25 protein-coding genes and 1 riboswitch are annotated in these 26,395 nt (G+C 35.1%); of the genes, 24 read left to right on the top strand and 1 reads right to left on the bottom strand.

All coding sequences use genetic code 11. The annotated features are described in order from the left end of the window. Window positions 1–21: 21 nt before the first annotated feature. From GTO82_RS05420 to GTO82_RS05395, 6 genes are all read left to right on the top strand, one after another. Entirely contained in the window at window positions 22–1,947 is a 1,926-nt protein-coding gene (locus GTO82_RS05420; protein WP_180872796.1) for an acyltransferase family protein, read from the top strand. Window positions 1,948–1,960: 13 nt separating this feature from the next. After that, window positions 1,961–2,890, top strand: a complete 930-nt coding sequence (gene rnz / locus GTO82_RS05415; RefSeq protein ID WP_180872795.1) for a ribonuclease Z — start codon at window positions 1,961–1,963, stop codon at window positions 2,888–2,890. A gap of 4 nt (window positions 2,891–2,894) precedes the next feature. After that, window positions 2,895–3,689, top strand: a complete 795-nt coding sequence (locus tag GTO82_RS05410; protein ID WP_011161924.1) for an SDR family NAD(P)-dependent oxidoreductase — start codon at window positions 2,895–2,897, stop codon at window positions 3,687–3,689. 9 nt (window positions 3,690–3,698) lie between these two features. Then, window positions 3,699–4,025: a lipopolysaccharide assembly protein LapA domain-containing protein gene (locus tag GTO82_RS05405; RefSeq protein WP_180874087.1), complete on the top strand. Its 327-nt coding sequence runs from the start codon at window positions 3,699–3,701 to the stop codon at window positions 4,023–4,025. A gap of 116 nt (window positions 4,026–4,141) precedes the next feature. Next, window positions 4,142–4,333 (top strand): 50S ribosomal protein L32, encoded by a 192-nt coding sequence (gene rpmF, locus GTO82_RS05400; RefSeq protein ID WP_004894461.1) that lies wholly within the window; start codon window positions 4,142–4,144, stop codon window positions 4,331–4,333. A gap of 59 nt (window positions 4,334–4,392) precedes the next feature. Beyond that, window positions 4,393–5,958, top strand: coding sequence for a bifunctional metallophosphatase/5'-nucleotidase (locus GTO82_RS05395; protein ID WP_180872794.1), 1,566 nt, complete (start codon window positions 4,393–4,395; stop codon window positions 5,956–5,958). Between the two features lie 57 nt (window positions 5,959–6,015). On the opposite strand, the gene GTO82_RS05390 is transcribed toward GTO82_RS05395, so the two are convergent. Further along, the gene (locus GTO82_RS05390; protein WP_012846275.1) at window positions 6,016–6,216 is read right to left on the bottom strand and encodes a YjzD family protein; all 201 of its coding nucleotides are present in this window, start codon (window positions 6,214–6,216) and stop codon (window positions 6,016–6,018) included. A gap of 102 nt (window positions 6,217–6,318) precedes the next feature. On the opposite strand from GTO82_RS05390, the gene GTO82_RS05385 reads away from it, so the two are divergent. From GTO82_RS05385 to GTO82_RS05300, 18 genes are all read left to right on the top strand, one after another. Continuing rightward, window positions 6,319–9,435, top strand: coding sequence for a DNA polymerase III subunit alpha (locus tag GTO82_RS05385; protein WP_180872793.1), 3,117 nt, complete (start codon window positions 6,319–6,321; stop codon window positions 9,433–9,435). Between the two features lie 173 nt (window positions 9,436–9,608). Beyond that, a complete protein-coding gene (pfkA, locus tag GTO82_RS05380; RefSeq protein ID WP_011161928.1) occupies window positions 9,609–10,568 on the top strand; it encodes a 6-phosphofructokinase in 960 nt (319 codons plus the stop codon). Between the two features lie 34 nt (window positions 10,569–10,602). Continuing rightward, window positions 10,603–12,372 (top strand): pyruvate kinase, encoded by a 1,770-nt coding sequence (gene pyk / locus GTO82_RS05375; protein ID WP_004897452.1) that lies wholly within the window; start codon window positions 10,603–10,605, stop codon window positions 12,370–12,372. Between the two features lie 112 nt (window positions 12,373–12,484). Next, on the top strand, window positions 12,485–13,378 hold the full coding sequence (locus GTO82_RS05370; RefSeq protein WP_004897451.1) for a CvfB family protein: 894 nt from the start codon (window positions 12,485–12,487) through the stop codon (window positions 13,376–13,378). Then, entirely contained in the window at window positions 13,368–14,258 is an 891-nt protein-coding gene (gene xerD / locus GTO82_RS05365; protein ID WP_180872792.1) for a site-specific tyrosine recombinase XerD, read from the top strand. The genes GTO82_RS05370 and xerD overlap by 11 nt, the downstream gene beginning before the upstream one ends. 5 nt (window positions 14,259–14,263) lie before the next feature. Further along, window positions 14,264–14,626, top strand: a complete 363-nt coding sequence (locus tag GTO82_RS05360) for a hypothetical protein (RefSeq protein ID WP_004897447.1) — start codon at window positions 14,264–14,266, stop codon at window positions 14,624–14,626. Beyond that, the gene (locus GTO82_RS05355) at window positions 14,619–15,362 is read left to right on the top strand and encodes a segregation and condensation protein A (protein WP_061399952.1); all 744 of its coding nucleotides are present in this window, start codon (window positions 14,619–14,621) and stop codon (window positions 15,360–15,362) included. Before GTO82_RS05360 ends, GTO82_RS05355 begins: the two co-directional genes overlap by 8 nt. Continuing rightward, a complete protein-coding gene (scpB, locus tag GTO82_RS05350; protein WP_180872791.1) occupies window positions 15,352–15,942 on the top strand; it encodes an SMC-Scp complex subunit ScpB in 591 nt (196 codons plus the stop codon). The genes GTO82_RS05355 and scpB overlap by 11 nt, the downstream gene beginning before the upstream one ends. Before the next feature lies 1 nt (window position 15,943). After that, a complete protein-coding gene (locus tag GTO82_RS05345; protein ID WP_011161931.1) occupies window positions 15,944–16,663 on the top strand; it encodes a pseudouridine synthase in 720 nt (239 codons plus the stop codon). A 60-nt stretch (window positions 16,664–16,723) separates the two neighbouring features. Further along, window positions 16,724–17,485 (top strand): LysM peptidoglycan-binding domain-containing protein, encoded by a 762-nt coding sequence (locus tag GTO82_RS05340; RefSeq protein ID WP_180872790.1) that lies wholly within the window; start codon window positions 16,724–16,726, stop codon window positions 17,483–17,485. Window positions 17,486–17,555: 70 nt separating this feature from the next. Further along, a riboswitch (FMN riboswitch) is annotated at window positions 17,556–17,667 on the top strand. Window positions 17,668–17,749: 82 nt separating this feature from the next. After that, window positions 17,750–18,343 carry an ECF transporter S component gene (locus GTO82_RS05335; RefSeq protein ID WP_004894495.1) on the top strand — a complete coding sequence of 198 codons (594 nt, stop codon included), beginning with the start codon at window positions 17,750–17,752 and terminating at the stop codon, window positions 18,341–18,343. A gap of 107 nt (window positions 18,344–18,450) precedes the next feature. Next, on the top strand, window positions 18,451–19,116 hold the full coding sequence (gene cmk, locus GTO82_RS05330; RefSeq protein ID WP_012846264.1) for a (d)CMP kinase: 666 nt from the start codon (window positions 18,451–18,453) through the stop codon (window positions 19,114–19,116). Window positions 19,117–19,178: 62 nt separating this feature from the next. Continuing rightward, window positions 19,179–20,381, top strand: coding sequence for a 30S ribosomal protein S1 (gene rpsA, locus GTO82_RS05325; protein ID WP_011161934.1), 1,203 nt, complete (start codon window positions 19,179–19,181; stop codon window positions 20,379–20,381). 74 nt (window positions 20,382–20,455) lie between these two features. Continuing rightward, window positions 20,456–21,763 (top strand): ribosome biogenesis GTPase Der, encoded by a 1,308-nt coding sequence (der, locus tag GTO82_RS05320; protein ID WP_180872789.1) that lies wholly within the window; start codon window positions 20,456–20,458, stop codon window positions 21,761–21,763. A 163-nt stretch (window positions 21,764–21,926) separates the two neighbouring features. After that, window positions 21,927–22,202, top strand: coding sequence for an HU family DNA-binding protein (locus tag GTO82_RS05315; RefSeq protein ID WP_004894504.1), 276 nt, complete (start codon window positions 21,927–21,929; stop codon window positions 22,200–22,202). Window positions 22,203–22,302: 100 nt separating this feature from the next. Beyond that, entirely contained in the window at window positions 22,303–23,562 is a 1,260-nt protein-coding gene (locus GTO82_RS05310; protein ID WP_180872788.1) for a tetratricopeptide repeat protein, read from the top strand. A 163-nt stretch (window positions 23,563–23,725) separates the two neighbouring features. Continuing rightward, on the top strand, window positions 23,726–25,546 hold the full coding sequence (locus GTO82_RS05305; RefSeq protein ID WP_180872787.1) for a DUF2075 domain-containing protein: 1,821 nt from the start codon (window positions 23,726–23,728) through the stop codon (window positions 25,544–25,546). Between the two features lie 19 nt (window positions 25,547–25,565). Continuing rightward, window positions 25,566–26,387 carry an SIR2 family protein gene (locus GTO82_RS05300; protein ID WP_180872786.1) on the top strand — a complete coding sequence of 274 codons (822 nt, stop codon included), beginning with the start codon at window positions 25,566–25,568 and terminating at the stop codon, window positions 26,385–26,387. Window positions 26,388–26,395: the final 8 nt, after the last annotated feature.

Raw genomic sequence — 26,395 nt, 5'->3', positions numbered from 1 at the left:
AAGAAGTAGGGAGTAAGACTTTTGAAAAAGAAGAACCGCTTTATTACAGGGTATGCGGGCTTACGTGCTTTAGCCGTTATTGGAGTTATTTTGTATCACCTTAATCCAAATAGCTTTATGGGCGGATATTTAGGTGTACCAATATTTTTAGTGTTATCTGGATATTTAGTTACAGATCATATGTTTCATGCCTATGAGGAGCGGGGAAAGTATAACTTCAAATCTTTCTACATCAGGCGAATTAAAAAGTTATACCCTCAAATGATTACATTGCTGTGGGGATGTAGTGCCTATATCTTGCTTTTTCAGCAGAATCTTCTAGCTAAGTTGAATCAAATAGTCGTTACTAATTTATTGAACGTCTATAACTTTTGGCAGATAAAGAATGGGCAAAGTTATTTTGAAAGATTTGCGGCTAATGAATCACCGTTTGTTCATTTATGGACCATGTCAATTGAAGGTCAGTTTTACATTATTTGGCCATTAATAATCTTTTTACTAGTTAAGTTCGCTAAAAAGAAAAAAGTTATTTTTTGGATTATTACCGCCTTAACTGTATTTTCTGCCTTAGAGATGGCATTTTTATTTAAGCCAGGTGTTGATACAAGTAGAATTTACTATGGGACAGATACAAGATTCTTCTCTCTAGGTTTAGGGGCAATGCTGGCAGTTATTTGGCCAACTTGGAAGTTAAATGAAAATCTAGAAAAAAGAGATCACTGGTTCTTAAATATTGTTGGAGCAATAGCATTAGTGGGTATCTTACTAATGGCAACGAGTCCAATTTTTAATCCGCAAAAAGCATTTGCTTACCGTGGAGGGATGTTCTTATTCTCACTAGTAACGACGATTTTTGTTGGAATTATTGCTCATCCAGGCAGTAGTTGGAATAAGTGGTTAACTAATCCAGTATTTAAATGGATTGGGTCACGTTCATATGGGATTTACTTATATCAATTTCCAGTAATGATCTTCTTTGAGGATAAGGTTAAAGATATTGCTGATCATGTGGTTTTATATCATTTAATTGAAGTTATTTTAATTTTGATAATTGCTGAACTTAGTTATCGCTTTATTGAAAAACCATTTGGTCGAATTGATTGGGAAAAAGTTCGTCAATTCTTAACTAAAGCCTTAAATTTACGAGCAAAGCACTATCAAGCAAAGATACTTTTTGCGACAGGGATAATAGTTTTTGTTCTAGGTAGTTTTGGAATTTTAAAAGCACCAACTGTAAAAGCGGAAAATCCTAATCACTCTCAACTAGCTAAACAGATTAAATCAAATCGTAGTAAGCAACTAAAGAATAATCAGAAACTAATTAAAGAAGCTCAGTCTAGAAAGAAAAAAGCACCAACTTCAAAAGCTGATCTTATAAAACAAGCTAAGAAAGCGGCAGTTACCAAACCGGTAAATAAAGACTTTGAAAAATACGGAATTTCTCAAGTTGATTTACAACTAGCACAAAAAATTCAGGTGACTGCCATTGGAGATTCAGTAATGGCTGGTTCTAGTCAAAACCTGCAAAAATTGATGCCACATTTAATCATTGATGCAGCAGTTTCTAGACAATTGGGTGATACTATTCCACTTTTTGAACAATACAAGGCAAAGGGTGCTTTAAATGATAATGTGTTAATTGGCTTAGGTACAAACGGAGCCTTTCAACCTCAAGAACTTGATCACTTAATGCACATTATTGGTCCAAAGAGACATGTTTTTTGGGTTAATACGCATGTTCCAACACGTGATTGGCAAGATCAAGTTAATGGTGAACTAGATGCAGCGTCAAAAAAATATCCAAACTTAACCATTATTAAGTGGCATGAATTTGCTGGTAGTCATCAAGATTGGTTCTACGATGATCATACACATCCAACTCCAGAAGGATCGAAATTTTATAGTGCCTATATAACTAAAGTTTTAGTTACTGAAGGAAAATATTAGAAATAGGGTTTTCATGGAAATACAATTTTTAGGAACAAGTGCGGGGCAACCATCAAAAAGTAGAAATGTTTCTTGTACCGCATTAAAATTATTAGATGAATTAAATGAAGTATGGTTATTTGATGTGGGAGAAGCTACACAACATCAAATTTTAAAGACTAACATTAGACCTAGAAAAGTAACGCGAATCTTTATTTCACATACTCATGGTGACCATATTTTTGGACTTCCAGGTTTTCTCTCATCTCGTTCTTTTCAAGGCGATGGTGGTCCACTAACAATCTATGGTCCAGCTGGTATTGAACAATTTGTACAAACTTCTCTCAGGGTTTCTAAAACTCGCGTTTCATATCCGATTAAGTACGTGGTTTTAAAAGAAGACGGCTTAATTTTTGAAAATGATATTTTTGCAGTTTACACGGCTCGTTTAGATCACCGAGTACCAAGTTTTGGCTTTCGTGTAGTTGAAAAGCCACGTCCAGGTGAATTATTAATGGATAAAGTGGCAGAATACAATGTACCTAATGGACCACTTCTTGGTGAATTAAAGGCTGGAAAAACAATTACATTAAGTGATGGTCAAAAACTAGATGGACGTGACTTTCTTGGAGAAGAGCGACCAGGGCGGATTGTGACAATTATTTATGATACTCGGCCAACAAAAAATATTGGTGAATTAGCAGATAATGCCGATGTGTTAGTTCATGAATCAACATTTGATGGTGGAGAAGAAAAAATGGCCCATCGCTACTTCCATTCAACTTGCTTGGATGCAGCTCGAGTGGCTCGAGATCATAATGTTGGAGAGCTTTATTTAACTCACATTTCTGCTCGCTACACGGGAAGAGCTGGTCGGCAATTAGAACATGATGCTAGAAAGATTTTTAAACATACTCACTTAGCTAATGATCTAGATAATTTTGAAATCACATTGAGGGGATAATAATATGAGTAATTCATTAAGGGACAAAGTCGTAGTAGTTACAGGAGCTTCTAGTGGTATTGGACGCTCAATTGCTTTAGAAAGTGCAAGTCGTGGTGCAACAGTTATTTTGATGGCGCGTCATCAAGACAAGTTAGAAGAAATTGCCAACGAAGCACGTCAGCTTTCTGGAAATGAAGTATACGTATTTCCAACAGATATTAGTAAAGCTGATCAAATTGATCGTGCCTTTAATGAAATTGTTAGTCATGTTGACCACATTGATTATCTCGTCAATGCGGCAGGTTTTGGTGTCTTTAAAGAATTCTTGGAGACTTCACCTCAAGTGGTAACTGAAATGTTTCAAACCAATGTTTTAGGTTTGATGTACTTCACTCGTCTTGTTGCGCGCGTCATGATCGATCAAAAGCAAGGGCAAATTATTAATTTTGGCTCAATTGCTGGCATTGTACCGACTACTAAGACAGCAGCTTATAGTGCTACTAAAGCAGCCATTATTCAATTCTCAAATGTTTTACGCCTAGAATTGAAGCCTTTTGGCGTTAAGGTCATGACAGTAAATCCTGGACCAGTTTATACTAATTTCTTTAATATTGCTGATGAAAGTGGCTCTTACGTGAATAATGTTCAACGTTTTATGCTTGATCCAGATGATGTGGCTTGGCAAGTCGTTCACTTCTTTGGCTCTAATCGTCGTGAATTGAATTTACCTCTAAGCTTGGCTACTTTAGCAAAGCTTTACCAAATTTTCCCTCGTATTGGTGACTGGGCAAGTCTAAAGTTTGCTAGCAGAAAGTAGGGAAGAATGATGAATAAGCAAAGAAATTTAGTAATTGGACTAATTATAGTTTTAGTGCTCGTGATTTTTGCATGCCTCAATACTGAACCAGTAGCGATTAATTTTGGTTTTTTCCAACCTAAAATGCCTTTAATCATTATTTTAGTGATTATGCTTCTATTAGGTGCTTTGGTATCACTTTTGATTGGTAAAGGTGAAAAAGTTTCTCCTGATATCAAAAAAGCACTAGCAAAACAGAAGAAAGAATTAGATAATAAATATCGGAGTGAAATTGAATCTAGAGATAAACAAATAGCTGAATTAAAAAAAGTTAATAATTCTGAAGCTACAAAATAAGATTGGACTTGATTTATCAGCTCTTAGATTGTATCATTGAAATACGTGAGTATTTAGTGAATTTGTTTATTTAAAGGTTCGCAAGTCTCAATTCTATAAAAAAGGAGATCTAACTAATGGCAGTTCCTGCAAGAAAAACTTCTAAGCAAAAGAAACGTTCACGTCGTGGTCATATTAAATTAACCACACCAGCAATGCATTACGATGCTACTACTGGTGAATACCGTTTAAGCCACCGCGTTTCACCAAAGGGCTTTTACAAAGGCCGTCAAGTTGCTAACGAAAACAAGCAACAAAATAACGATTAATTAAAGACACCTTGGGGTGTCTTTTTTTATATAATTTTTGATTAAAGGAATAGGTATTAATGAAACTAGTTATTTTACATTCAAGTGATACGCATGGCTTTTTAATGCCAACTGATTATCAAGATAAAAACAATTATGATGCACCAATTTCACTTAGCCGTGTAAGTAGTGTCGTAAAAAGTGAAAAAGAAAAATATGGTGCAGATAATGTTTTAGTTACAGATAGTGGGGATTGTTTGCAAGGATCTCCTTTGGCTAGCTTTACGCACAAACTTCCTGAAGAAGAAGGTTTACGTAAATTTACTGAAGCATATAACGAAGTAGGCTATGATGCACGTGCCCTAGGTAACCATGATTTTAATTATGGATTAGATTACTTATCATATTACGTGGATAATAATCGTGCTCCATTTATTAATGATAATGTTTTAGATGTAGAAACTAATGTGCCTTTTTTTGGTAAAGAATACACTATTATTGAAAAGGCCGGCTTGAAAATAGGAATTATGGGGATTACTACCCAATATATTTCTCATTGGGAATCAGAAGAGCATATCAAAGGATTAAAGTTTGTTTCTGGCTATGATGTACTTTCTAAATTAGCTAAGAAATTGCGCCCACAGGTCGATATTCTTTGTGCTATGTATCATGGTGGCTTTGAGAGTGATCCTTTGACCGGGGAAGCAACTGAGCCCCACACTGGTGAAAACGAAGGATATAAGATTTTAACTGAAATTCCTGAAATTGATGTCTTTTTAACGGGACACCAACATCGTCGCTTAAACTTAGTTACTCGTGATACTGCAATTGTTCAACCAGGGTATCGAGGAGAAGCTGTCGGTAAAGTAGTTATTGACTTTGACAAGGATGAAAAAGGTAAGGTCAAGATTAATGAGATGACTACTGAATTAATTGATAGTAAGGATTACGCACCTGATCCAGCTATTGAAAAGATTGTTAAGAGCTTGGATGAAGAGACTCAAAAGTGGTTAGATCAGCCGATTGCTCACTTATCTGAGCCTGCTCCAATTGAAAATGCAATTAAGGGTAGAATTGAGGGCGCTCCATTCATTAACCTTATCCAACAAATGCAACTTTGGTTTACTGGTGCAGATGTTTCAGCTACTGCAATTATGTCTGAATCAGCTCATGGATTTTCAAAGAATGTTACTATGAGAGAAGTTTTGCTTAATTATCCATACGCAAATCAGCTTTGCATTGTTAACCTTACTGGAAAAGAATTAAAGGAAATCATTGAATACTCAGCTGGCTTTTTAGAAAAAGACAAGGACGGTAAAATTAAATTTATCGATCGTTGGATTACCCCTAAGCCAATGTTATATCATTTTGATCTTTTCTATCCTGTTAAATACGAAGCTGATTTATCTAAGCCAGTGGGTCAAAGATTGACTAAGGTGACTTTAGATGGTAAAGATCTTGAAGATGACAAGGTTTATAAGTTAGCCGTGAACAATTATCGTGCTCTCGGTGGAGGTTTCTACCCAGCTTACAGTATGGATAAAATTGAAAAGATTTTTGACCAAGATTATGTTCAAATGTTTAGTGAGTATTTAACTCATGATGATATTAAAGTAGATACAAGTAAGAATTATAAATTTTACTAAGAAAAAAAGCTGTTTCTTAATTGAAACAGCTTTTTATAATATTCAAATTTAATTTAATTATAGTTTGCTATACTTACTTTTATCTTTGTAACTTTTGGCAGTAATGGCAGGAATGATAATTGCGAAGAGCAAGCCAAAGACTGCGCCAATAATCAAAGATTGCATAGGATTAAATTGCATCTGAGTTAGAGATGCAGCAATAAAACCGATAATTTCGCAAAAAATGCATGACCAAATCACTGTAATAATGTAGCGCATAATTTCTCCTTCTTTCGCTAGGTATCTTAGCAAAAATAAGATGTTTTAGCAAGCTAAGTTAATAGAATTTGCTATACTTAAATTATCAGAAAGGGTGAGTATATGGGAGCGATTAGTTTACAAAATTTAAGCGGTTTTACTCTACTTGAGAGTCCAACTAAAGTTAAAAACTTGGCTGAAAATTCTAAGAAAAAAGGCTATTCTGCGATTGCTTTAACCGATATCAATATTACCTACGGCTTGGTAGATTTTTATAAGGCAGCAAAAGATATCGGGATCAAACCTTTGCTAGGGATGCAACTTAGAATTAATGGTTTAATTGATGAAGCTAATAAGTATGATCTCATTGTAATTGCCAAAGATGACCAGGGATATAAAAATATTTTACGTTTATCTAGTGCAGTTAATCTTTTAACTGAAAATGGCGAAAAAGAAAATATTTTAACTTTCGAAGATTTAAAAAAATATCTCGGCCATTTAATTCTAATTACTCCAAGCAATTTACATAGTGAACTAAAAATGTTGCAAACTAATAATCCTAGAATGGGAGCAAATTATTTACGAAAGTTGCAAGATTCTCTTCCGAGCTCATCTTCCATGTATTTGGGAGTCTATGCGGATTCAGGACAGCAAGAATATATAAATTATATTCGCTCACTGGCTACACAATTTAGCTTACCTCTAACTGCTGTAGAAGATGGACAGTACCTTAACCGTAATGAGCAATTTTTAAGACGTACACTTCAAGCAATTAAAACTAATACTCATTTAGAAAATATAGAACAGTTGGCTAAACAAGCTGGTTCACACTATTTGAAAAATAGTGAAGAATTGCAGGTAAGTTATCGGAAGTTTGATATTGAAGATGCATTGAAGAATGCAGAAGAAATTGGAGAAATCTGTACTGCAGAAATCAAATTTCAAGATCCGCAACTTCCAAAATTTAAACAAAATAAGTTTCCTACTTCAAAAGAATATTTGCATGCTTTAGCTCAAGAGGGGCTTGCAAAAAGATTTAATAATCAAATTCCCGCTCAATATCAAAAAAGACTTGATTATGAATTACAAGTAATTAATGAAATGGGATTTGATGATTATTTTCTTATTGTGTGGGATGTAATGAATTTTGCACATAGTGTCAATATTACAACAGGTCCAGGGAGAGGATCAGCAGCTGGATCTCTTGTTTCTTATGCCCTTAGAATTACTGAAGTGGATCCAATTGAATATAATTTGCTGTTTGAACGTTTCTTAAATCCGGCTCGTCAGCAAATGCCTGATATTGACTTAGATATTCCAGACAATCGTCGGGATGAAGTAATTAAGTACATGTTTGAAAAGTACGGGATGAATCATGCAGCCCAGATTTTAACGTTTGGTACTTTAGCGGCAAAGCAGGTTTTAAAAGATGTTTGTCGTGTTTTTGGATTAAATAAGGTCGAAACCTATCGTTGGTTAGATGCCATTCCGCACTCTAAGGGAAAAATCACCTTAGCTGAGGCCTATCAAAAATCAAAAGAATTGCAGCTACTAGTGAACACAAATGACTTAAGCAAAATTTTGTTTGCGACTGCTGAGCATTTAGAAAATTTACCAAGGCATTATTCAATTCATGCGGCTGGATTAGTAATTACCGATGATTCATTGGCTGAAATAGTAGGTCTACAAGCAGGGCCTCTAGGAATCCCCGTGACTCAACAAACAAAATCGAATGTTGAATCATTAGGTTTATTAAAGATCGATTTCTTAGGATTAAGAAACTTAACTATTTTGGGGAACATCGTTGCAGCTTTAAGAGCAGACGGAATTGACATCGATCCTAACCAAATTCCCTTAGATGACCCAGATACACTTGCCTTGTTTCAGCGTGGAGATACAGATGCAGTATTTCAGTTTGAATCTGACGGTATTAAGCGAGTACTTGAACAACTTCATCCAGATAGTTTTGAAGATATTGTTGCAGTTAATGCCTTATACCGTCCCGGTCCAATAAATAATATTGATCATTTCATCAATAGAAAACATGGAAAAGAGAGGGTTCAATATCCTGATCCTAGTTTAAAGAGGATTTTAGGTACCACCTATGGAGTTTTAGTTTATCAAGAACAAGTTATGCAAACAGCTCAAGTTTTAGCAGGTTTTTCTTTAGGAGAAGCTGATCTTTTAAGACGTGCAATGTCTAAGAAAGATGCGGATGTAATTCAACGTGAAAGGTCTAAGTTTATTGAAGGTGCAATTAAATTAGGCCGTAAAAAGGAAACTGCTGAAAAAGTTTATGACTACATTGCACAGTTTGCTAATTATGGATTTAATCGTTCTCATGCGGTTGCCTATAGTAAGATTGCTTTTTGGCTTGCTTATTTTAAAGTACATTATCCAGGAGCCTTTTATTTAGCTTTGTTAAACAGCAATATGGGTAACCGACATAAAATTGCCCAATATTTAATGCAAGCTCAAGAAGCTGGAATTAAAATTTTGCCACCTGATATTGAAGGCAGTAAAGCAGATTTTTCATTAGAGAATGGAAAAATTTTAGTCGGATTAAAGGCAATTCGGGGACTAAGGAGCGACTTATTGAAGCAAATTTTAGAAATTAAGCGTCCAATTAAGTCGATGACCGATTTTCTCTGGAAAATAGATAATAATTTGCTGAGTGCAGATGCGGTCGAAAATTTAATCAAGGCTGGAACTTTTGATCGACTAGCTCCTAATAGAAATGAACTGTTAAAAATAAATAAAGATTTAGTTGAGAGTGTAAAAATGGCAGGTTCAAATTTATCGTTATTCGAAACATTAGAGCCTAAAGTAGAAGAAGAAAAAATGCCAACTGCGGCTGAAAAATCAGCGATGGAAGTTGAAGCTATGGGCTTTAGTACTGGCATTAATCCGATTATTGCGGTTCAAAAATATGCTCGAAAGTTTAATGCAAAACGATTACAAGTTTTTGAGAGTAATGAACAAGGAATTGCAGTTGGAAAGTTAATGAAGGTTAAACCAATTACCACAAAAAAAGGTGATAACATGGCTTTTGCTGTTTTTAGTGATACTAGTGGCGAAAAAGACTTTACTATTTTTCCTCAAGTCTGGGAAAAAGTAGGTGAGAACTTGAAGATTGGTGAGATATATTTACTTCAAGTGAGAACTCAAAGTGATCGTTTTAACCCTAACAAAATTCAATTTCTACTTTCTAATGCTCGGCAGGTTAATTTTAAAGATTAATTCAATTTTTTTGAAAGCAAACAAAATTGAGCCTAATAAGATTGAAAGCGAAAACATTTATTTTATAAGGATTATTAGTAAAAAAATAGGCTTTTTTTTGAAGACATTGAGTAAAAAAAATGGTACGATAAAATCGATGTGAGTAAAACACAGAAAATCGTAGAGGTGAATTCATGAAACGGATTGGTATTTTAACTAGTGGTGGAGATGCCCCTGGTATGAACGCTGCCATTAGAGCTGTTACTCGTACAGCTTTGGCAAACGGTATCGAAGTTTGCGGAATTCGTTATGGATATGCTGGTTTAGTTGCTGGTGATATTTTCCAAATGACTTCTGAAACAGTTGCGGATAAAATTAGCCGCGGCGGTACTTTTCTTTATTCAGCTCGTTTCCCAGAATTTAAGGAAGAAGAAGTTCAACTTAAGGGAATCGAACAATTAAAGAAGCACGGAATCGATGCTTTAGTTGTCATTGGTGGTGACGGTTCTTACCACGGTGCATTGAAGCTTACGAGACATGGCTATAATGCTATTGGTCTTCCTGGTTCAATTGACAACGATATTCCTTATACTGATTACACAATTGGTTTTGACACTGCATGTAATACTGCAATGGAAGCCATTGATAAGATTCGTGACACTGCAACAAGTCACCAACGTGTATTTGTTGTAAATGTTATGGGTCGTGATTGTGGGGATATCGCAATGCACGTTGGTGTTGCTACCGGTGCTGACGCAATTGTTATTCCAGAAGAACCTTATGACATTAAGGAAATTGCTGAAAACTTGAAGCAAGGATTTGCTAATGGTAAGAAACATGGAATCGTTGTTTTAGCTGAAGGTGTTATGGACGCTGAAAAATTTAAGGATGAACTTCTTAAATATGGTGACTTTGACGCTCGTGCTAATGTATTGGGCCATATGCAACGTGGCGGAAGCCCAACAATGCGTGACCGTGTAGTAGCAAGTGAAATGGGTGCCTACGCTGTTAAGTTATTACTTGAAGGTAAAGGCGGCTTAGCTGTTGGTATGGAAAACAACAAGCTTACTCACCATGATATTCTTGATTTGTTTGATGCAAAACACCACGGTAATTATGCGTTATACTCATTAAACAAAGACTTAGCCAAGTAGTTTTTGATTTTGTATTATAGGAGATTTTTTCAAGATGAAGAAAACTAAAATTGTTAGTACTTTAGGGCCAGCCTCAAACGATGTTGAGACTATTACTAAATTAGCTGAAGCAGGTGCAAACGTATTCCGTTTCAACTTCTCACACGGTGACCACGAAGAACACCGTGCACGTATGAACATGGTTCGTGAGGTTGAAAAGAAGACTGGTAAACTTCTTGGCATTGCTCTTGATACTAAGGGTGCCGAAATTAGAACTACTGAACAAGAAGGCGGCAAGTTCACTATTAACACTGGTGACACTATCCGTATTTCTATGGACGACACTAAGAAGGGTAACAAGGACATGATCCACGTTACCTACGATGGTCTTTACGACGATACTCACGTTGGTGGTCACGTATTAATCGATGATGGTTTAGTTGACCTTTTGATTAAAGACAAAGATGACGCTAAGAGAGAATTAGTTTGTGAAGCTCAAAACACTGGTGTAATCGGTTCTAAGAAGGGTGTTAACGCTCCTGGCGTTGAAATCCGCCTCCCAGGTATCACTGAAAAAGATACTAACGATATTAAGTTCGGTTTGAAGGAAGGTATCAACTTCATCTTTGCTTCATTCGTTCGTAAAGCACAAGATGTTCTTGACATTCGTCAATTGCTTGAAGAAGCACATTGTGAATACGTAAAGATCTTCCCTAAGATTGAATCACAAGAAGGTATTGACAACATCGACGAAATCTTAAAGGTTTCTGATGGTTTAATGGTTGCTCGTGGTGACATGGGTGTTGAAATTCCATTTATCAATGTTCCATTTGTACAAAAAGAATTGATCAAGAGATGTAACGCTTTAGGTAAGCCAGTTATTACTGCTACTCAAATGCTTGACTCAATGCAAGAAAACCCACGTCCTACTCGTGCCGAAGTTACTGACGTTGCAAACGCCGTTCTTGATGGTACTGACGCAACTATGCTTTCAGGTGAATCTGCAAACGGTCTTTACCCAGTTAAAGCTGTTAAGGCTATGGCTGAAATCGACATGCGTACTGAAAAGCAACTTGCTAAGCGTAACAAGTTAGCTCTTCAAAGATTCGAAGAATACAAGGGTTCAAACGTTACTGAAGCTATCGGTGAATCAGTTGTTAGAACTGCTGAAGAATTGGGCGTTAAGACTATTATTGCAGCAACTGAATCTGGTTACACTGCACGTATGATTTCTAAGTACCGTCCAAACGCTGATATTATTGCTATGACTTTCAACGACAAGATTCAACACTCATTAGGTGTTGTTTGGGGTGTAAAGCCAATGTTGACTGAAAAGCCTAAGTCTACTGAAGAAATGTTTGAAAAGGCAGCTGAACTTGCTAAAGAAACTGGTCTTGCAAAAGACGGCGACTTAGTAATTATCGTTGCTGGTGTTCCTTTGGGCGAAACTGGTACTACTAACTTGATGAAGTTACAATTAATCGGTACCCAACTTGTTAAAGGTTTAGGTGTTGGTGAACAATCAGTTATTGGTAAAGCTGTAGTTGCAACTTCTGCTGAAGAAGCTAACAGCAAAGTTCAAGATGGTGACATCTTAGTTGCTAAGACTACTGATAAGGATTACTTACCAGCAATCAAGAAGGCTTCAGGTATGGTAGTTGAAGCTTCTGGTTTAACTAGCCACGCAGCTGTTGTTGGTCTTTCACTTGGTATCCCAGTTATCGTTGGTGCTACTGATGCAGTAGAAAAGATCAAGGATGGTTCTAAGATTACTGTTGATGCTCGTCGCGGTGCTGTTTACCAAGGCGAAGCAACTAACCTTTAATCTGAATTAAATAGCTTATTAAAATAGTCAGCGAAAGCTGGCTATTTTATTTTTGTCTTTTTTTCCTTATACTATAAGATGATAGACAAAATAAAAGGATTGAGGCGCTATTATGTTAGGTGAAATAAGAAAAGGAAAAGTTACTGATGAAAATGAATCTGCTTTTTATGTGCAGGTTGAAGGGGTAACTTTTGAATTAAAGAAAATAGAAATTACACAAGATGAACCAATCCATTTAGGTGATGAAGTACAAGGCTTTATTTATGAAAATAAGGATAAAAAGAAAGAAATGACACAATTTTATCCTTTTGCTCAAAAAGATCAGTATGGTTGGGCAACTGTAACAGAAGTGCGCCGTGACTTGGGTGTTTTCTTAGATATTGGTTTGAACGACAAAGATGTTGTTGTATCTTTAGATGATCTTCCACTTGAAAAGGATCAATGGCCAAAGAAAGACGATCGCTTATTAGTACGTCTTGAAACTGATGAAAAAGAACGTATTTGGGCTAAAATGGCTGAAGAAAACGTCTTTGAGCAATTAGCTGCTAATTTCCCAGCACATTTAGAGAATAAAAATATGTCCGGAACTGTTTATAGAAATTATGAAGTAGGTTCCTTTGTAATTACTGATCAGTACTACTTAGCCTTTGTTCATAAGTCTGAAATGTTTCGTCCATTACGACTAGGTCAAAAGATTAAGGGACGTGTAATTGGAGTTAGTCAATATGGTAGATTGAACTTAAGTGTTCTTCCTCGTGGATTTGAAGAAATTGACGATGACGCACAAATGATCTTAGTAAGTTTACGTCGTGAAGCTACAAAAACTCTACCATTTTACGATAAGAGTGATGCCCAAGAGATTAAAAATCACTTTGGTATTTCTAAATCAGCTTTTAAACGTGCCTTGGGACATTTATTAAAGGATGGGTTAATTACTGAAGATAAAGATGCAGGAACAATTAGCTTGGTAGAAAAAGATGACTCAGACACAGATAATGAAGGATAATTTAGAAGATTATTTACGATTTAGTCAAGTAGAACGTGGCTTAAGTCCCAATACAATTGTTTCTTACCGAACTGATTTAGAAGAATATTTAAGTTATTTAGAAGATCAGAATGAAACAAGTTGGGAAGTTGATTATCTAGTAGTTGATGCTTTTCTTGCAACACAAAAAGATAAGGGAAAAGCCACAACTTCAATCAGCAGAATGATCTCTAGCTTACGCAAATTTTATCAATGGCTTTTGCGGCAAGATATAATTGAACGTGATCCTTTAGTTAAAATTGATTCACCTAAAAGCGAACGTAGATTGCCGACAGCTCTTAGTGAGGAAGAAGTTACTAAATTGTTGGATGCTCCTGATACTAATACTCGTTTGGGGATTAGAGATCGAGCTATGCTTGAAGTGCTCTATGCAACTGGAATGCGGGTTAGTGAGTTAATTAATTTACGTACTGGCGATATTCACAGTGAGTTAAAAATTATTAGAGTTCTTGGTAAAGGATCAAAAGAACGTCTTGTTCCGATTACCGAAGTTGCTTTATCATGGTTAGAGAAATATCAAAAAGATGTCCGAGAGAATCAAATCTTAAAAAGCGGTCAATTTACTGATGTGATTTTCCTAAATAATCATGGTCATCAATTGACGAGACAAGCTGTTTGGCAAAAGATAAAAAAATATTGTCAACTTATCGGAATAACCAAAAATGTTACACCACATACTCTTAGACATACTTTTGCGACTCATTTATTAGAAAATGGGGCGGATTTAAGAGTGGTTCAAGAAATCTTGGGCCATAGTGATATTACAACTACGCAGATTTATACTAATCTGACGCAGAAACATATTTTGGAGGTTTACAATCGAGCACATCCACGTGCCTAACTATTATGATCAGCAAATATAAAAAAGATTACGAAAAAACTGTAATGGGATATTTATCTTATCTCCCAGATTTTAAAAATATTAAGAATCTGCAAGAAGAGATGAAACTGTATACTAGCGATTCCAATCAATTCGAGGTTCTTATCTATCAACAAGATGGTAATGCTCGCGGTATTGTTGGTATTCAAGAAGAGAAAGATTTTATTATTATCCGCTATTTATCTCTTGATCCAACAATGCGTGATGAAAAAACAAAGCAATTGGTAATGAATGACCTAAAGCATCTTTATCCTGATAAAATGATTACTGCCCTACCTAATTGGGCATCTTTATTAAATTATTTAAAGGAAAATAAAACTGATGAATAATGTTGATGAATTAACTTTAGATCTTCCTAATTTTACGGGACCACTCGATTTACTTTTACACTTAATCAGATCACAAAAGATAGATATCTATGATATTCCAATTGCAAAAATTACGGGACAATATTTAGCTAATTTAGCTCGCTGGCAAACTTTGGACTTACAAATTGCTGGAGAGTATTTTGTGATGGCGTCAACATTACTTAGAATTAAGTCTCAATATTTACTTCCTAAAAATGACTTTATTGAGGAAGATCAGTATCAAGAAGATCCGCGTACTGAACTTGTTGAGCAACTAGTCCAGTACTCAGTCTTTCAAAGAATTGCCGAATACTTTAAAAAAAGAGATGAAGAAATGCCAATTACAGTGGCAAAGGATCCATCTGTTTCCCCTAAAAAAGAGATTGAACCACTTCCTTTAGGAGAAATTACAAGTGATGAGCTTGCAAATACTTTTAAAGTAGTTTTAGAGCGATTCAAACTGAGAAAGCCACAAGTTGGAAAAATTGAGGTTCACGAGACTTCAATTGAAGAAATGACAAGCTTTTTAAAAAACAGGTTACAAAAGAAAAGATCGACTAGTTTTTTTGATTGTATTAAAAACTTTCAAGATCTTGATCAAGTAATTGGTTTATTCCTAGCAGTTTTAGAATTATGTCGTGATCATAAAATTGTAGTAAAGCAAAATAGAGATTTTGGTGATCTAGAGTTAGAGAAAGTTGAGATTAATGGCAAGTAAAGAAGCAGAATTAGAAGCCTTACTTTATGCAGCGGGGGATGATGGTTTAGAAACTGAGAATTTACTACAGTTGTTAGAAATTTCTCCAGCTGCCCTAAGAGAATTAGCTAATCATCTTAAGGACCGATTGAAAAATGATGAAAATTCAGGTTTGCAGTTAATTTGCATCAATCAAATTTATAAATTAACCACTAGTCCGAAATGCGGAGATATTATTTCTAAATTTTTCCAAAAAGATCTATCTAAGAATTTAAGTCAGTCAGCACTTGAAATCTTGTCGATTATTGCGTATCGACAGCCGATTACTCGAGTTGAAATTGATGACTTAAGAGGGGTTAACTCAGCGGGTGCGCTGCAAACTTTGGTTTGGCGCGGATTAATCAAAGTAGATGGAAAAAAGGATGTCCCAGGACATCCTAACTTATATGTAACGACCGATTATTTTTTACAGTACTTTAACTATGAAAGTTTGGCTGATTTACCGGTAATTGAAGAATTTGAAGCAGATGATAATCCTGTGAACCTATTTAATCAGGATGATAGTAGAAATAAAGAAATTAATTTTGATGAGGGTGAGTAAAATGGCTGAAAGATTACAAAAAGTAATTGCGCAGGCAGGTGTTGCCTCAAGACGTAAGGCTGAAAAGATGATTAGTGCAGGACAAGTAACTGTTAATGGTAAAAAAGTTACTGAACTAGGAACAAAAGTTGAACCTAGCGACAAGATTGAAGTAAATGGAGTTCCAATTGAAAAAGAAGCCCTCCACACATACTTATTTTATAAGCCACGTGGTGTCATTTCTTCAGTAAGCGATGACAAAGGAAGAAAGACAGTAGTTGATTTCTTTGAAGATGTACCATATCGCCTTTATCCAGTAGGGCGTCTTGATTACGATACATCCGGCTTATTACTAATGACAAACGATGGTGAATTAGCAAATAAATTAATGCACCCACGTAACGAAGTGCCAAAGGTTTATGTAGCAAAGATTAAGGGAATCCTTTCTCCAGAAGAGATTCGCTCTCTTACTCATGGTGTGCGTATTGATGGACGAAAGAGTGCACCAGCTAAGTTAAAGATTTTAAAGACTGATGAGAAAAAGAAGACTCAAATTGTTCAATTGACTATCCATGAAGGTCACTACCACCAAGTTAAGAGAATGTTTGAAGCAGTACATCACTTTGTAGAAAAATTAGCTCGTGAAAAGTATGCCTTTTTAACTTTAAAGTCATTAAATTCGGGCGAGTATCGTGAATTAACGAATGAAGAAGTCTTTCGTTTAAATCACTTAGCTGACTAACGCTTTATTAAAAGCTATGATAAAATGAAACTAATAATCTATAATTTGGAGGACTTTTGAATGAAGGAAAATAAATCTCAGGACAATAAAGAACCAAAAGGCCCTTACAAGCATTTTGAGCGTCCTAAAACATCTAGAAGGGCAATGCATCATCGGGAGTCAGAAGCAGAGCCAGAAGTTACTTCTAGAAAATCTACTCAATCAGAAGGCAGTCCAAAAGGTCCACATCATAGTCAGCTCTGGGCTGGATTGATTATTGTTGCAATAATTATCATTGCATTAATTCCGATTGTTTCTTCAAGATTGCACGCAAACTCTAATAACTTAGCTGAAAAGAGCGTTAAGGTTTCAAAAAGCTCATCTTCTAAGTCTTACAAGACTAAAAGTAAAAAGAGTAAGCACAGCTCTTCTAAGAAGAGTAAGTCTAAGAGTTGCAGTGTGAGAAGAGAAGAAGAAAGTTCTTCAAGTCAATCTCAAGATACAACACCAGCTGTTGTTAGTCAGTCAGAATCTCAAAGTAGTCAGGTTAGTCAAAGCAGTAGTAGCCAATCTTATGAATCTAGTGCTAGTCAAACTACTACTCAATATCAAAGCCAACAATCAACTCAAAACTCGACTCAAACTAATCAAAATACTTGGCAAAACAATGGTGGAAGTAGTTCTTCACAACATGAGGCACCAAGATCTTACACTGTGCAAGAGGGAGATTCTTTATCAAAGATTGCCCGTGAAAATAACACTTCAGTGCACCACTTAGAGCAAATTAATGATTTAGAGTCAGCTGATAGTATTAGTATTGGCCAATCAATAAAATTAAGATAATAAAAAACAATAATGTTTACAATTCTACCAAGAAGTATTATTATTTACTTGTAAAAAATAAATACAAGGATGTTGTCTTCAGGGCAGGGCGAAATTCCCGACCGGCGGTTAGAGTCCGCGAGCTACACATGTAGTTGAACCTCAGGTACCGATAGTTATAGTCTAGATGGAAGAAGACAGACTAAAGAATTAAACATGATTTAGATGATTAATAAGGTCTGTTGCTGAAGCGACAGACCTTTTGTATGTTATGGAGGAACTATCATGCAAAGAAAAACAAGTTTAAGTCATGTAAGATTAGCCTACTGGCTCGCTTGGGCAATGATTGGTGCATTAGCATTTTTGATTATGAAGATTGAAGTCCCAATTATTCCCGGCTTTGATTACTTAAAGATGGATTTTTCTGATTCATTAGTAGCTTTAAGTACTTTGGTTTTTGGTCCTTTGGGCGGGACAATGATTGCGCTTTTTAAATCATTGTTGAGCCTCTTTATTTCGGGATTTAACCCAATTTCAATGATTGGTCAATTGGCTGCATTTTTAGCAAGCTTAGCTTATATCTTGCCATTCTACTTCATTAGTAAAAAGCATGAAGACAAAGTACAATACCAAATTTTGGGATTAGCAGTCGGAACAATTGCTTTAACGGTAGTAATGTCTTTAGCAAACTATTTCGTTTTAACTCCAATGTATATTTCTTTGATGGGCTTTAAGCTTAATTCATCGCTTTTAACTTATATTGTTTCAGCAATTGTGCCGTTTAACCTAATTAAAGGGATAATTAATAGTATTGTCGTTTTATTATTGGCTAAGACCTTATTGCCAGTTTTAGAAAAATTTGTAAGACGTAACTTTTAAAGTTTAAATAGTAAAAATAATTTTATTTAGCAGGAGTCAATTGACTTCTGTTTTTTGTTTTATGGTAGAATTTACTTTGAATGAAAAAGAAAGGACTAAATTATTTAATGCAAGTAGCTATTGATGGTCCTGCATCAGCGGGGAAGAGTACAGTTGCTAAAATTATCGCACATAATTTGGGCTATATTTATATCGATACTGGTGCAATGTATCGAGCATGTACATTAATTGCACACGATAATAACGTTGACTATGGGGATGAAAAGGCAATTTTGAACTTAATCGACCATAGTACAATTGATTTTAAGCAAGAAGATGGAGAACAAAAGGTTTACGTAAATGGCAAGGATGTGTCAATTGACATCAGAACACCTGAAATTACAGAGAACGTTTCTCAAGTTTCTGCCTTAAGATCAATTCGTGAAAAGATGGTTGAATTGCAGCGCGAAATGGCGGGCAAGCACGATGTTATTATGGATGGTCGTGATATTGGAACGACAGTTTTACCAGATGCAGAGGTAAAAATTTTCTTAATCGCTAGTGTTGCATCAAGAGCTAAGAGACGCTTCTTAGATTTTCAGGAAAAAGGCATTCATCAAGACTTAAAAGATATCGAACATGATATTGAGGTTAGAGACTATAAAGATTCGCATCGTGAAATTTCTCCATTGAAAAAAGCAGATGATGCAATTGAATTAGATACTACAAACTTAACAATTGATGAAGTTGTAGCCAAAATAACCGAGATAATTCAAAAAAAGCAAAAAAATTAAACAAAAGTGTGGAAAAAAGATATCAAGTACTTTAAAATAGAGTATGATATTGGGAGGTAATTATGACAGATAATAGTAATCAATTCTTAGATGCTCTAAAAGAAATGCAGGGAGTTGAAGTCGGCAACATTGTTAACGTTGAAGTTTTAAGTGTTGAAGATGGACAAATCGCTGTTGGTGTTGAAAATGCAGGTGTTGAAGGTGTAATCACTAAGCGTGAATTCACTAACGACCGTAATGCAGATTTGAACCAATTGGTAAAACCTGGTGATAAGTTTGAAGCTTTAGTTCTTAGAAGAGCTGGTGGCGACAAGGAAAACGGTGAATTCTTCTTCTCAGTTACTCGTTTGAAGGAAAGAGAAGCTTACAAGGAATTAGAAAAGGTCTTCGAAGAAGGCAAGACTGTTGAAGGTACTGTAACTGGTGCTGTTCGCGGTGGTTTATTAGTTGATGTTGGTACACGTGGATTCTTACCAGCTTCATTAATTTCTAACCGTTACGTTTCTGACTTGAAGCCATACATTGGCAAGAAGATGAACTTGAAGATCACTGAAATTGATCCTAACAAGAACAGATTAATTCTTTCAAGAAAAGACTTAATCGAACAAGAACGTGAAGAAGCTTTCGAAAACGTTGCTTCACAATTAGTTGTAGGTGACACTGTTGAAGGTAAAGTATCACGTTTAACTGGTTTTGGTGCCTTTGTTGACGTTGGTGGTGTGGACGGTTTAGTTCACATTTCAGAAATTTCTTACAAGCATGTTGATAAGCCAAGCGATGTATTGAAGGCTGGTCAAGATGTTAAGGTTAAAGTTATCGGTATTGATGACGATAGACACAGAATCTCCCTGTCAATTAAGCAAACTTTACCATCCCCATTTGAAGAAGCTACTGAAGGCTTACATGAAGGCGACATCATTGAAGGTGAAGTTAAGACTTTAACTTCATTCGGTGCATTCATCGAAGTAGCTGATGGAATTCAAGGCTTAGTACATGTTTCAGAAATTGCTAACAAGCATGTTGATAAGCCAAGTGATGTTTTAAAGGTTGGTCAAACTGTTAAAGTTAAAGTTTTAAGTGTTGACCCAAGTGACAGAAGAATCTCATTGTCAATCAAGCAAGCTGATCCTAATGCTGCTAAGAGTGAAAACAACTCACGTCCACGTCGTCGTCAAGATTCTGTAGCTGATAAGTACATGAATGACAATGACAACGGTTTTGCTTTAGGTGACATTATTGGTGATCAACTTAAAGATAAGGATTAATCGTCATTAGTCTAAAAAAAGCTGACTCCGGTCAGCTTTTTTTATTTCATTAGATAGAAAGGGGTAGAAATAATATGTCATTACCCGTAGTTGCATTAGTTGGACGTCCAAATGTTGGTAAGTCAACTATTTTTAACAGAATTATTAATTCTCGTGTAGCTATTGTTGAAGATAAGGCTGGAGTTACTAGAGATAGAATTTATGCCCGTGCTGAATGGATGGGTCATGAATTTATCCTGATTGATACTGGTGGTATTACTCTAGACTCTGGTGAAATTGAAGAACAAATTAAGGCACAAGCTGAAATTGCCATTGATGAAGCAGATGTAATTGTGATGTTAGGGGATGTTACTCAACATATGACTAACATGGATGAAACAATTGCTAAAATGCTTTATCGAACTAAAAAGCCAGTTATTTTGGCCATTAATAAGGCTGATAATCCTGAGCAAAGAACAGATATTTATGACTTTTATAGCTTAGGCTTAGGTGATCCAATCCCAGTTTCTGGTAGTCATGGAACTGGAATGGGTGATTTACTCGATGCTATTGTTGGTGAATTTGGGGACAAGGCTAACCAACATGAAGATGGTTCAATTCGCTTTAGTGTGATTGGACGTCCAAATGTCGGTAAATCTTCACTTGTAAATGCTATTTTAGGTGAACAACGTGTAATTGTTTCTAATATCGAAGGAACGACTAGAGACGCCATTGACACGACTTTTACCAATGATGGGCAAAAGTATACTATCGTTGATACAGCCGGTATCAGACGGCGTGGTAAGGTTTATGAGAAGACCGAAAAGTATTCTGTTTTAAGAGCGATCAGTGCTATTGAAGAAAGTGATATTACACTTTTAGTCTTAGATGCAAGTACTGGTATTCGTGAACAAGATAAGCACGTAGCAGGATATGCTCATGACGCAGGCCGTGGTGTAATTATTGTTGTAAATAAGTGGGATCTACCTAAAAAAGATAGTAGAAGTATGAAGGACTTTGAAGATACAATCAGAAGAGAGTTCCAATACTTAGACTATGCTCCAATTATTTTCGTTTCTGCTAAGACGGGTCAAAGAGTTCCAGATATCTTGAAGCTTGTTAAAGAAGTTCATGAAAATCAAACTCGTCGAATTCAGTCTAGTGTCTTGAACGATTTACTTCTTGAAGCAACTAGAATTACACCAACTCCACTTGTTAATGGAAAGAGATTAAGAATCTACTACATGACTCAAGTTGCTGTAACGCCGCCAACATTTGTCGTCTTTGTAAATGCTCCAGAGTTGCTTCACTTCTCATACCAGAGATTTTTAATTAATCAATTAAGACAAAACTTTGATTTTGTGGGAACGCCAATTAAAATCTTAGCTAGAAAACGTAAATAAGCCTTAAATTTCAAAAAAATAGGGATATATCTGCGAAAAAGCTTGCAACTAAGCGTCTTAGTGTGCTAATTTTATTGCAGGGAATAAATGAATAACTCATTTTTCTTATTTTCAAAGGTTTTGTTTAAAAATATTATTAGTTCATTTTGGGAGGTGAAGTGGAATGGCAAACAAGGCAGAATTAGTTTCTGAAGTTGCTGCTAAAACTGACTTAACCAAGAAAGAAGTTGCTGCTGCAGTTGATGCAATCTTTAACTCTATTCAAGAAGATCTTGCTAAGGGTGAAAAAGTTCAATTGATCGGTTTCGGTACTTTTGAAGTACGTCACCGTGCAGCTCGTAAGGGTCGTAACCCACAAACTGGGGCTGAAATCGAAATCCCAGCTTCTAAGGTTCCTGCATTCAAGCCAGGTAAGGCTCTTAAGGATGCTGTTAAGTAATTGTTCAGTTACTAGCAAAATAAAAACGTGCTAAGTTGTATAGCTTGGCACGTTTTTTGTGTACAATTATTGTGAGAGCACAAATGAAAAGAGTGAAAAAATGACTTATTCTGAACAACTATTAGATGCAATTCAAAATCATGATTTTTCTGATAATCGAATTCTCTTGAAAAAGGCTTTGGATAATGATGACCCAAAAATCCTTGCTTCTTTAGCTGAAAACTTAACTGATCTTGGTTTTACTGATCTTTCTAAAGAAGTTTACCGTTTTTTGATTGGACAATTTCCTAAAGAGGATTTGTTTAAGGTCTATTTAGCTGAAATTTTGTTAAATGATGGGGATGAAGACGATGGCTTGCAGCTACTTTATGATGTAAAGTCAGACAGTGACGCTTATCTTGAAAGTTTGCTTGATTTAGCTGATTACTATCAAAGTAATGGGTTAATTGAAACAGCCCATCAAAAGCTCTTAGAAGCACATAAATTAGCTCCTGATGAAGATGCCATTAACTTTGGTTTGGCTGAATTAGACTATCTTAGCGGTGACTACAGCGAAGCCTTAGACTTATACCGTGGATTAGCTAAAAATAATAAGACTTTCGGTGAAGTAGTTTTAAGTCAAAGAATTGCAGCTTGTCTTGCTAAATTAGGTGAGTATGAAGAAGCAGCAAATGAAATTAAGAGTCATGAAAATGATATTTTAAGTATTGATGCTCTTTATGAAGCTGGCTTAATTATGCTTTCGGCTAACGATAATAAGGCTGCAATTAAGTATTTAGACCAGGTAATTGAAACTCAACCGGATTATGTAAATGCCTATCCACTTCTTGCCCAAGCCTATGCCGCTGAAGACAACAATGAGGAAGTGCTCAGAACTGCGCAAACTGGTCTATCTTATAACGAATTAGATGAAGTTCTGTATAGTTTGGGTGCCAAAGCTGCTGCTAACTTGAACCAATTAGATGAAGCAGAACGCTTGCTTAAAAAGGGACTTGAGGTTGCTCCTGACAATAGTGATTTGCGCTTGCAGTTGTCTAACTTATACCTTCACCAGCATCAAGATGAGGCTAATATTAGCTTATTCAAGGATCTTGACGATGAAGAATTAGAGCCACAAGCTCACTGGAATTTGGCTGTTTCTTACCAAAGACTTGAAGATTACGATAAGGCTAAGAGTGAATTCTTGCTTGCCTATCCAGCCTTTCAAAATAATGCAAACTTCTTGAGACAGATGATTAGCTTGTTCTATGAGTTGCGTGAGATTCCAACAACTAAGGAATTGATTAAGAAGTACCTGCAAGTTCAACCAGATGATCTTGATATGCAAGATGTGTTAGATGAATTGAATAGTGAAGAGTAGTAGAAAAGCTGGCTTGTTAGTCAGCTTTTTTGCTTGGTTCATATTTTTTATTATGTAAAATAACTAAAATACTAGAATTTTTGTATATCAGTAGATACAATTATGATATCTTTTAAGAAGAGTATGTAATAAAGATTATGAATAAAAGAGAGACTTTAATATTTTGGCAAATAAAGAATTAAAAGCACCAATCATATATGAAACTAGCTATAATATTCAAACGGCTAGTCAGTTAAATGATAAGATTAATCAAAAATATGCTTCAGATAAAAAAAAGCGAGTATTATTGACAGAATTTCCTACTGTATATGTCATAAACGATCCTATGAATAAAGATAGTTCACAATATACAGTATATGTTGGTGAAACAAACGATATTCAAAGACGTACATTACAACACTTGGATTCAGATCCAGCTAAAAGAGATGATTTTTTTCATTTAAAAAATTCAAAAAATGTAAGTATGTTTGTAATTGGACACGAACACTTTAATAAATCTATGACTCTTGATATTGAAAATAGAATGATGCAATATCTTAGCAGTGTACCGGCAGTATATCGTTTAAATAATAGACGTCATAATGAGCAAAATAGATACTATGATTCTGATGAATTTGATAATTTATTTGATCTCATTTGGAAACAATTAGGAAAGAAAAACAAAATTTTATTTCCAACTCGTAAAATAATTGAATCATCAGCTATTTTTAAGGCATCCCCGTTTAATAAACTAACCAACGAACAATTAAATGCGAAGGCAAAAATTATAGATAAAATAAATGAAGAACTCTTTAAGCAGAAAAATAAAAAAATGGATGAAGGTAAGCTTATTCTGGTAGAAGGTAATGCTGGCTCAGGTAAAACCGTTTTGATGAGTAATATTTTTTACGATCTAGTGCATGAAGATCAAATATCTGCTAACGAGAAAAAAATTAAGGACAACTCTCAAAGATTATCTGTTGCAATGATAGTTAATCAAGCTGAACAACTTAAAGTATATAAAGAAATATCAAAAAAACTTTTTGATAGGGATGATCAAGTACAAGTTGCAAAGCCTGTTACTTTCATAAAGCAAGTTGATCCTGAAAATAAAATAGATATAGCCTTGATTGATGAAGCGCATTTATTACTTACGCAGAAAAACCAAGCTTACGCCAAATACGGTGATAATATGTTAAAAGATATTATGAAACGCGCTAAAGTAATTATGGCAGTATATGACCCAAGACAGGTTTTATCCACATCTTCAGTTTGGGAAAAGAAAAACTTTGCTAAATTAGAAGAAAAAGTAGGAAAGAATAATATTATCTATTTGAGCAATCAGATGAGAATGGATGCCTCTCAGGCAACAATAGATTGGATTCGGAATATAGTAGATAAGGGTTTAATTAATAAAATACCTCACGACGACAATTATCAAATAAAGATTTTTAATGATCCATCTGAAATGCAAAAAGCTATCCAAGAAAAGAATAGCAATCAAAAAAATGGAATAAGTAGAATGGTTGCTACGTTTGATTGGGACTATTCTGGCGGAAAGACACAGCCACCTAATAATCAAAGATACTGGGAAGTGTCTGAGGGAGAATGGCATATGCCATGGAATTATGAAATCAATAGAAGAGACAAGTACGAAAGTAAGCATAGAGCGCATAAGTCGGTAAAGTATAGTGAGCAGTCATGGGCCGAAAAAGATTACACAATAGATGAGATTGGATCAACTTATACTGTACAAGGATTTGATCTTAACTATGTTGGTGTAGAATTGGGACCATCGGTAAAATATCGAAACGGACATATTATTCATGATCCACTAGAGAGCTCTAATAGTAAGGCTACTCAGAAACGTGATTCTACTAAAAGTTATGCGGATACTCTTTTAAAAAATGAATTTAATGTATTAATGACACGTGGAGTTCATGGACTATACATTCATGCAGTTGACCCAGAACTCCAAAAAGCATTAGAAGAAGCGAGTAGATAAAAATGAAATGGAGTTATTTATGGATAAAGGATTTGAAAAACTAGTTTCAACCAAAATAAATTCATCTGCAGAATATAATAATTTTATTAACGCACTAGCTTCGACTAAAGAAGATAATACACTTGTTTGTTTTCTTGGAGCTGGTACATCTATTTCTCAAGGATATAAAAATTGGAATGGCTATGTTCAAGATCTTATTCAATATTGGAAAACTCATTTACAAGATTTATTAGGACAAGATTCATTTTATTCATCAGTACAGGCAACCGATATTAGCTTTTTAGACTGGCTAAACGATAGAAGTGGCTATTCTAATAAGAGAAAACTTGATATGGTTCATCATATGATTAAAAAGTATTGTAGGAGTAAATCATTGGATCATAAGCTTGAAGAGAAAACTAAATATTTAGAACATGTAAATGATTTTGAAAAATATTATTTTCTTGAAATAAATCCGATAAAAAAGACTAATGAAATAATTGATCAAGTTCTTAATTTAAGTGCGATTTTTATAACTACGAACTATGATAATCAAATAGAAAAAGCATATGAGAAAACTTTCCAATCACATCCAAGTACTCTAACAGACATCAATGCTTTAGACAATATTGACAAATTAGCTGATAAATCTATTTTACATATGCATGGAACTCCTGTTACTCCTGGAGTTTTATTAGTTAGTTCATCAAATTCATATAATCAATTATATTTGAATAATAATGCTAAGAAAAAAATAGAAACGCAATTGATAAAACAAAATACGCATGTACTATTATTTATTGGTTCAAGTCTTCAAGAAGAAGAAGTTCTAACTCTATTTTCATCAGATAGTTTAAATTAAAAAAAGTA

Source organism: Lactobacillus johnsonii, from assembly GCF_013487865.1.
GTDB classification, from domain to species: domain Bacteria; phylum Bacillota; class Bacilli; order Lactobacillales; family Lactobacillaceae; genus Lactobacillus; species Lactobacillus johnsonii_A.
The sequence above is the reverse complement of the archived record's forward strand: the minus strand, read 5'-3'. Positions and strand labels throughout refer to the sequence as shown.

What these genes read in the sequence shown, in the direction of transcription:
- rnz (WP_180872795.1), top strand. Translation starts at nt 1,961, where the DNA reads ATGGAAATACAATTTTTAGGAACAAGTGCGGGGCAACCATCAAAAAGT.
- GTO82_RS05410 (WP_011161924.1), top strand. Translation starts at nt 2,895, where the DNA reads ATGAGTAATTCATTAAGGGACAAAGTCGTAGTAGTTACAGGAGCTTCT.
- GTO82_RS05405 (WP_180874087.1), top strand. Translation starts at nt 3,699, where the DNA reads ATGAATAAGCAAAGAAATTTAGTAATTGGACTAATTATAGTTTTAGTG.
- rpmF (WP_004894461.1), top strand. Translation starts at nt 4,142, where the DNA reads ATGGCAGTTCCTGCAAGAAAAACTTCTAAGCAAAAGAAACGTTCACGT.
- GTO82_RS05395 (WP_180872794.1), top strand. Translation starts at nt 4,393, where the DNA reads ATGAAACTAGTTATTTTACATTCAAGTGATACGCATGGCTTTTTAATG.
- GTO82_RS05390 (WP_012846275.1), bottom strand. Translation starts at nt 6,216, where the DNA reads ATGCGCTACATTATTACAGTGATTTGGTCATGCATTTTTTGCGAAATT.
- GTO82_RS05385 (WP_180872793.1), top strand. Translation starts at nt 6,319, where the DNA reads ATGGGAGCGATTAGTTTACAAAATTTAAGCGGTTTTACTCTACTTGAG.
- pfkA (WP_011161928.1), top strand. Translation starts at nt 9,609, where the DNA reads ATGAAACGGATTGGTATTTTAACTAGTGGTGGAGATGCCCCTGGTATG.
- pyk (WP_004897452.1), top strand. Translation starts at nt 10,603, where the DNA reads ATGAAGAAAACTAAAATTGTTAGTACTTTAGGGCCAGCCTCAAACGAT.
- GTO82_RS05370 (WP_004897451.1), top strand. Translation starts at nt 12,485, where the DNA reads ATGTTAGGTGAAATAAGAAAAGGAAAAGTTACTGATGAAAATGAATCT.
- xerD (WP_180872792.1), top strand. Translation starts at nt 13,368, where the DNA reads ATGAAGGATAATTTAGAAGATTATTTACGATTTAGTCAAGTAGAACGT.
- GTO82_RS05360 (WP_004897447.1), top strand. Translation starts at nt 14,264, where the DNA reads ATGATCAGCAAATATAAAAAAGATTACGAAAAAACTGTAATGGGATAT.
- GTO82_RS05355 (WP_061399952.1), top strand. Translation starts at nt 14,619, where the DNA reads ATGAATAATGTTGATGAATTAACTTTAGATCTTCCTAATTTTACGGGA.
- scpB (WP_180872791.1), top strand. Translation starts at nt 15,352, where the DNA reads ATGGCAAGTAAAGAAGCAGAATTAGAAGCCTTACTTTATGCAGCGGGG.
- GTO82_RS05345 (WP_011161931.1), top strand. Translation starts at nt 15,944, where the DNA reads ATGGCTGAAAGATTACAAAAAGTAATTGCGCAGGCAGGTGTTGCCTCA.
- GTO82_RS05340 (WP_180872790.1), top strand. Translation starts at nt 16,724, where the DNA reads ATGAAGGAAAATAAATCTCAGGACAATAAAGAACCAAAAGGCCCTTAC.
- GTO82_RS05335 (WP_004894495.1), top strand. Translation starts at nt 17,750, where the DNA reads ATGCAAAGAAAAACAAGTTTAAGTCATGTAAGATTAGCCTACTGGCTC.
- cmk (WP_012846264.1), top strand. Translation starts at nt 18,451, where the DNA reads ATGCAAGTAGCTATTGATGGTCCTGCATCAGCGGGGAAGAGTACAGTT.
- rpsA (WP_011161934.1), top strand. Translation starts at nt 19,179, where the DNA reads ATGACAGATAATAGTAATCAATTCTTAGATGCTCTAAAAGAAATGCAG.
- der (WP_180872789.1), top strand. Translation starts at nt 20,456, where the DNA reads ATGTCATTACCCGTAGTTGCATTAGTTGGACGTCCAAATGTTGGTAAG.
- GTO82_RS05315 (WP_004894504.1), top strand. Translation starts at nt 21,927, where the DNA reads ATGGCAAACAAGGCAGAATTAGTTTCTGAAGTTGCTGCTAAAACTGAC.
- GTO82_RS05310 (WP_180872788.1), top strand. Translation starts at nt 22,303, where the DNA reads ATGACTTATTCTGAACAACTATTAGATGCAATTCAAAATCATGATTTT.
- GTO82_RS05300 (WP_180872786.1), top strand. Translation starts at nt 25,566, where the DNA reads ATGGATAAAGGATTTGAAAAACTAGTTTCAACCAAAATAAATTCATCT.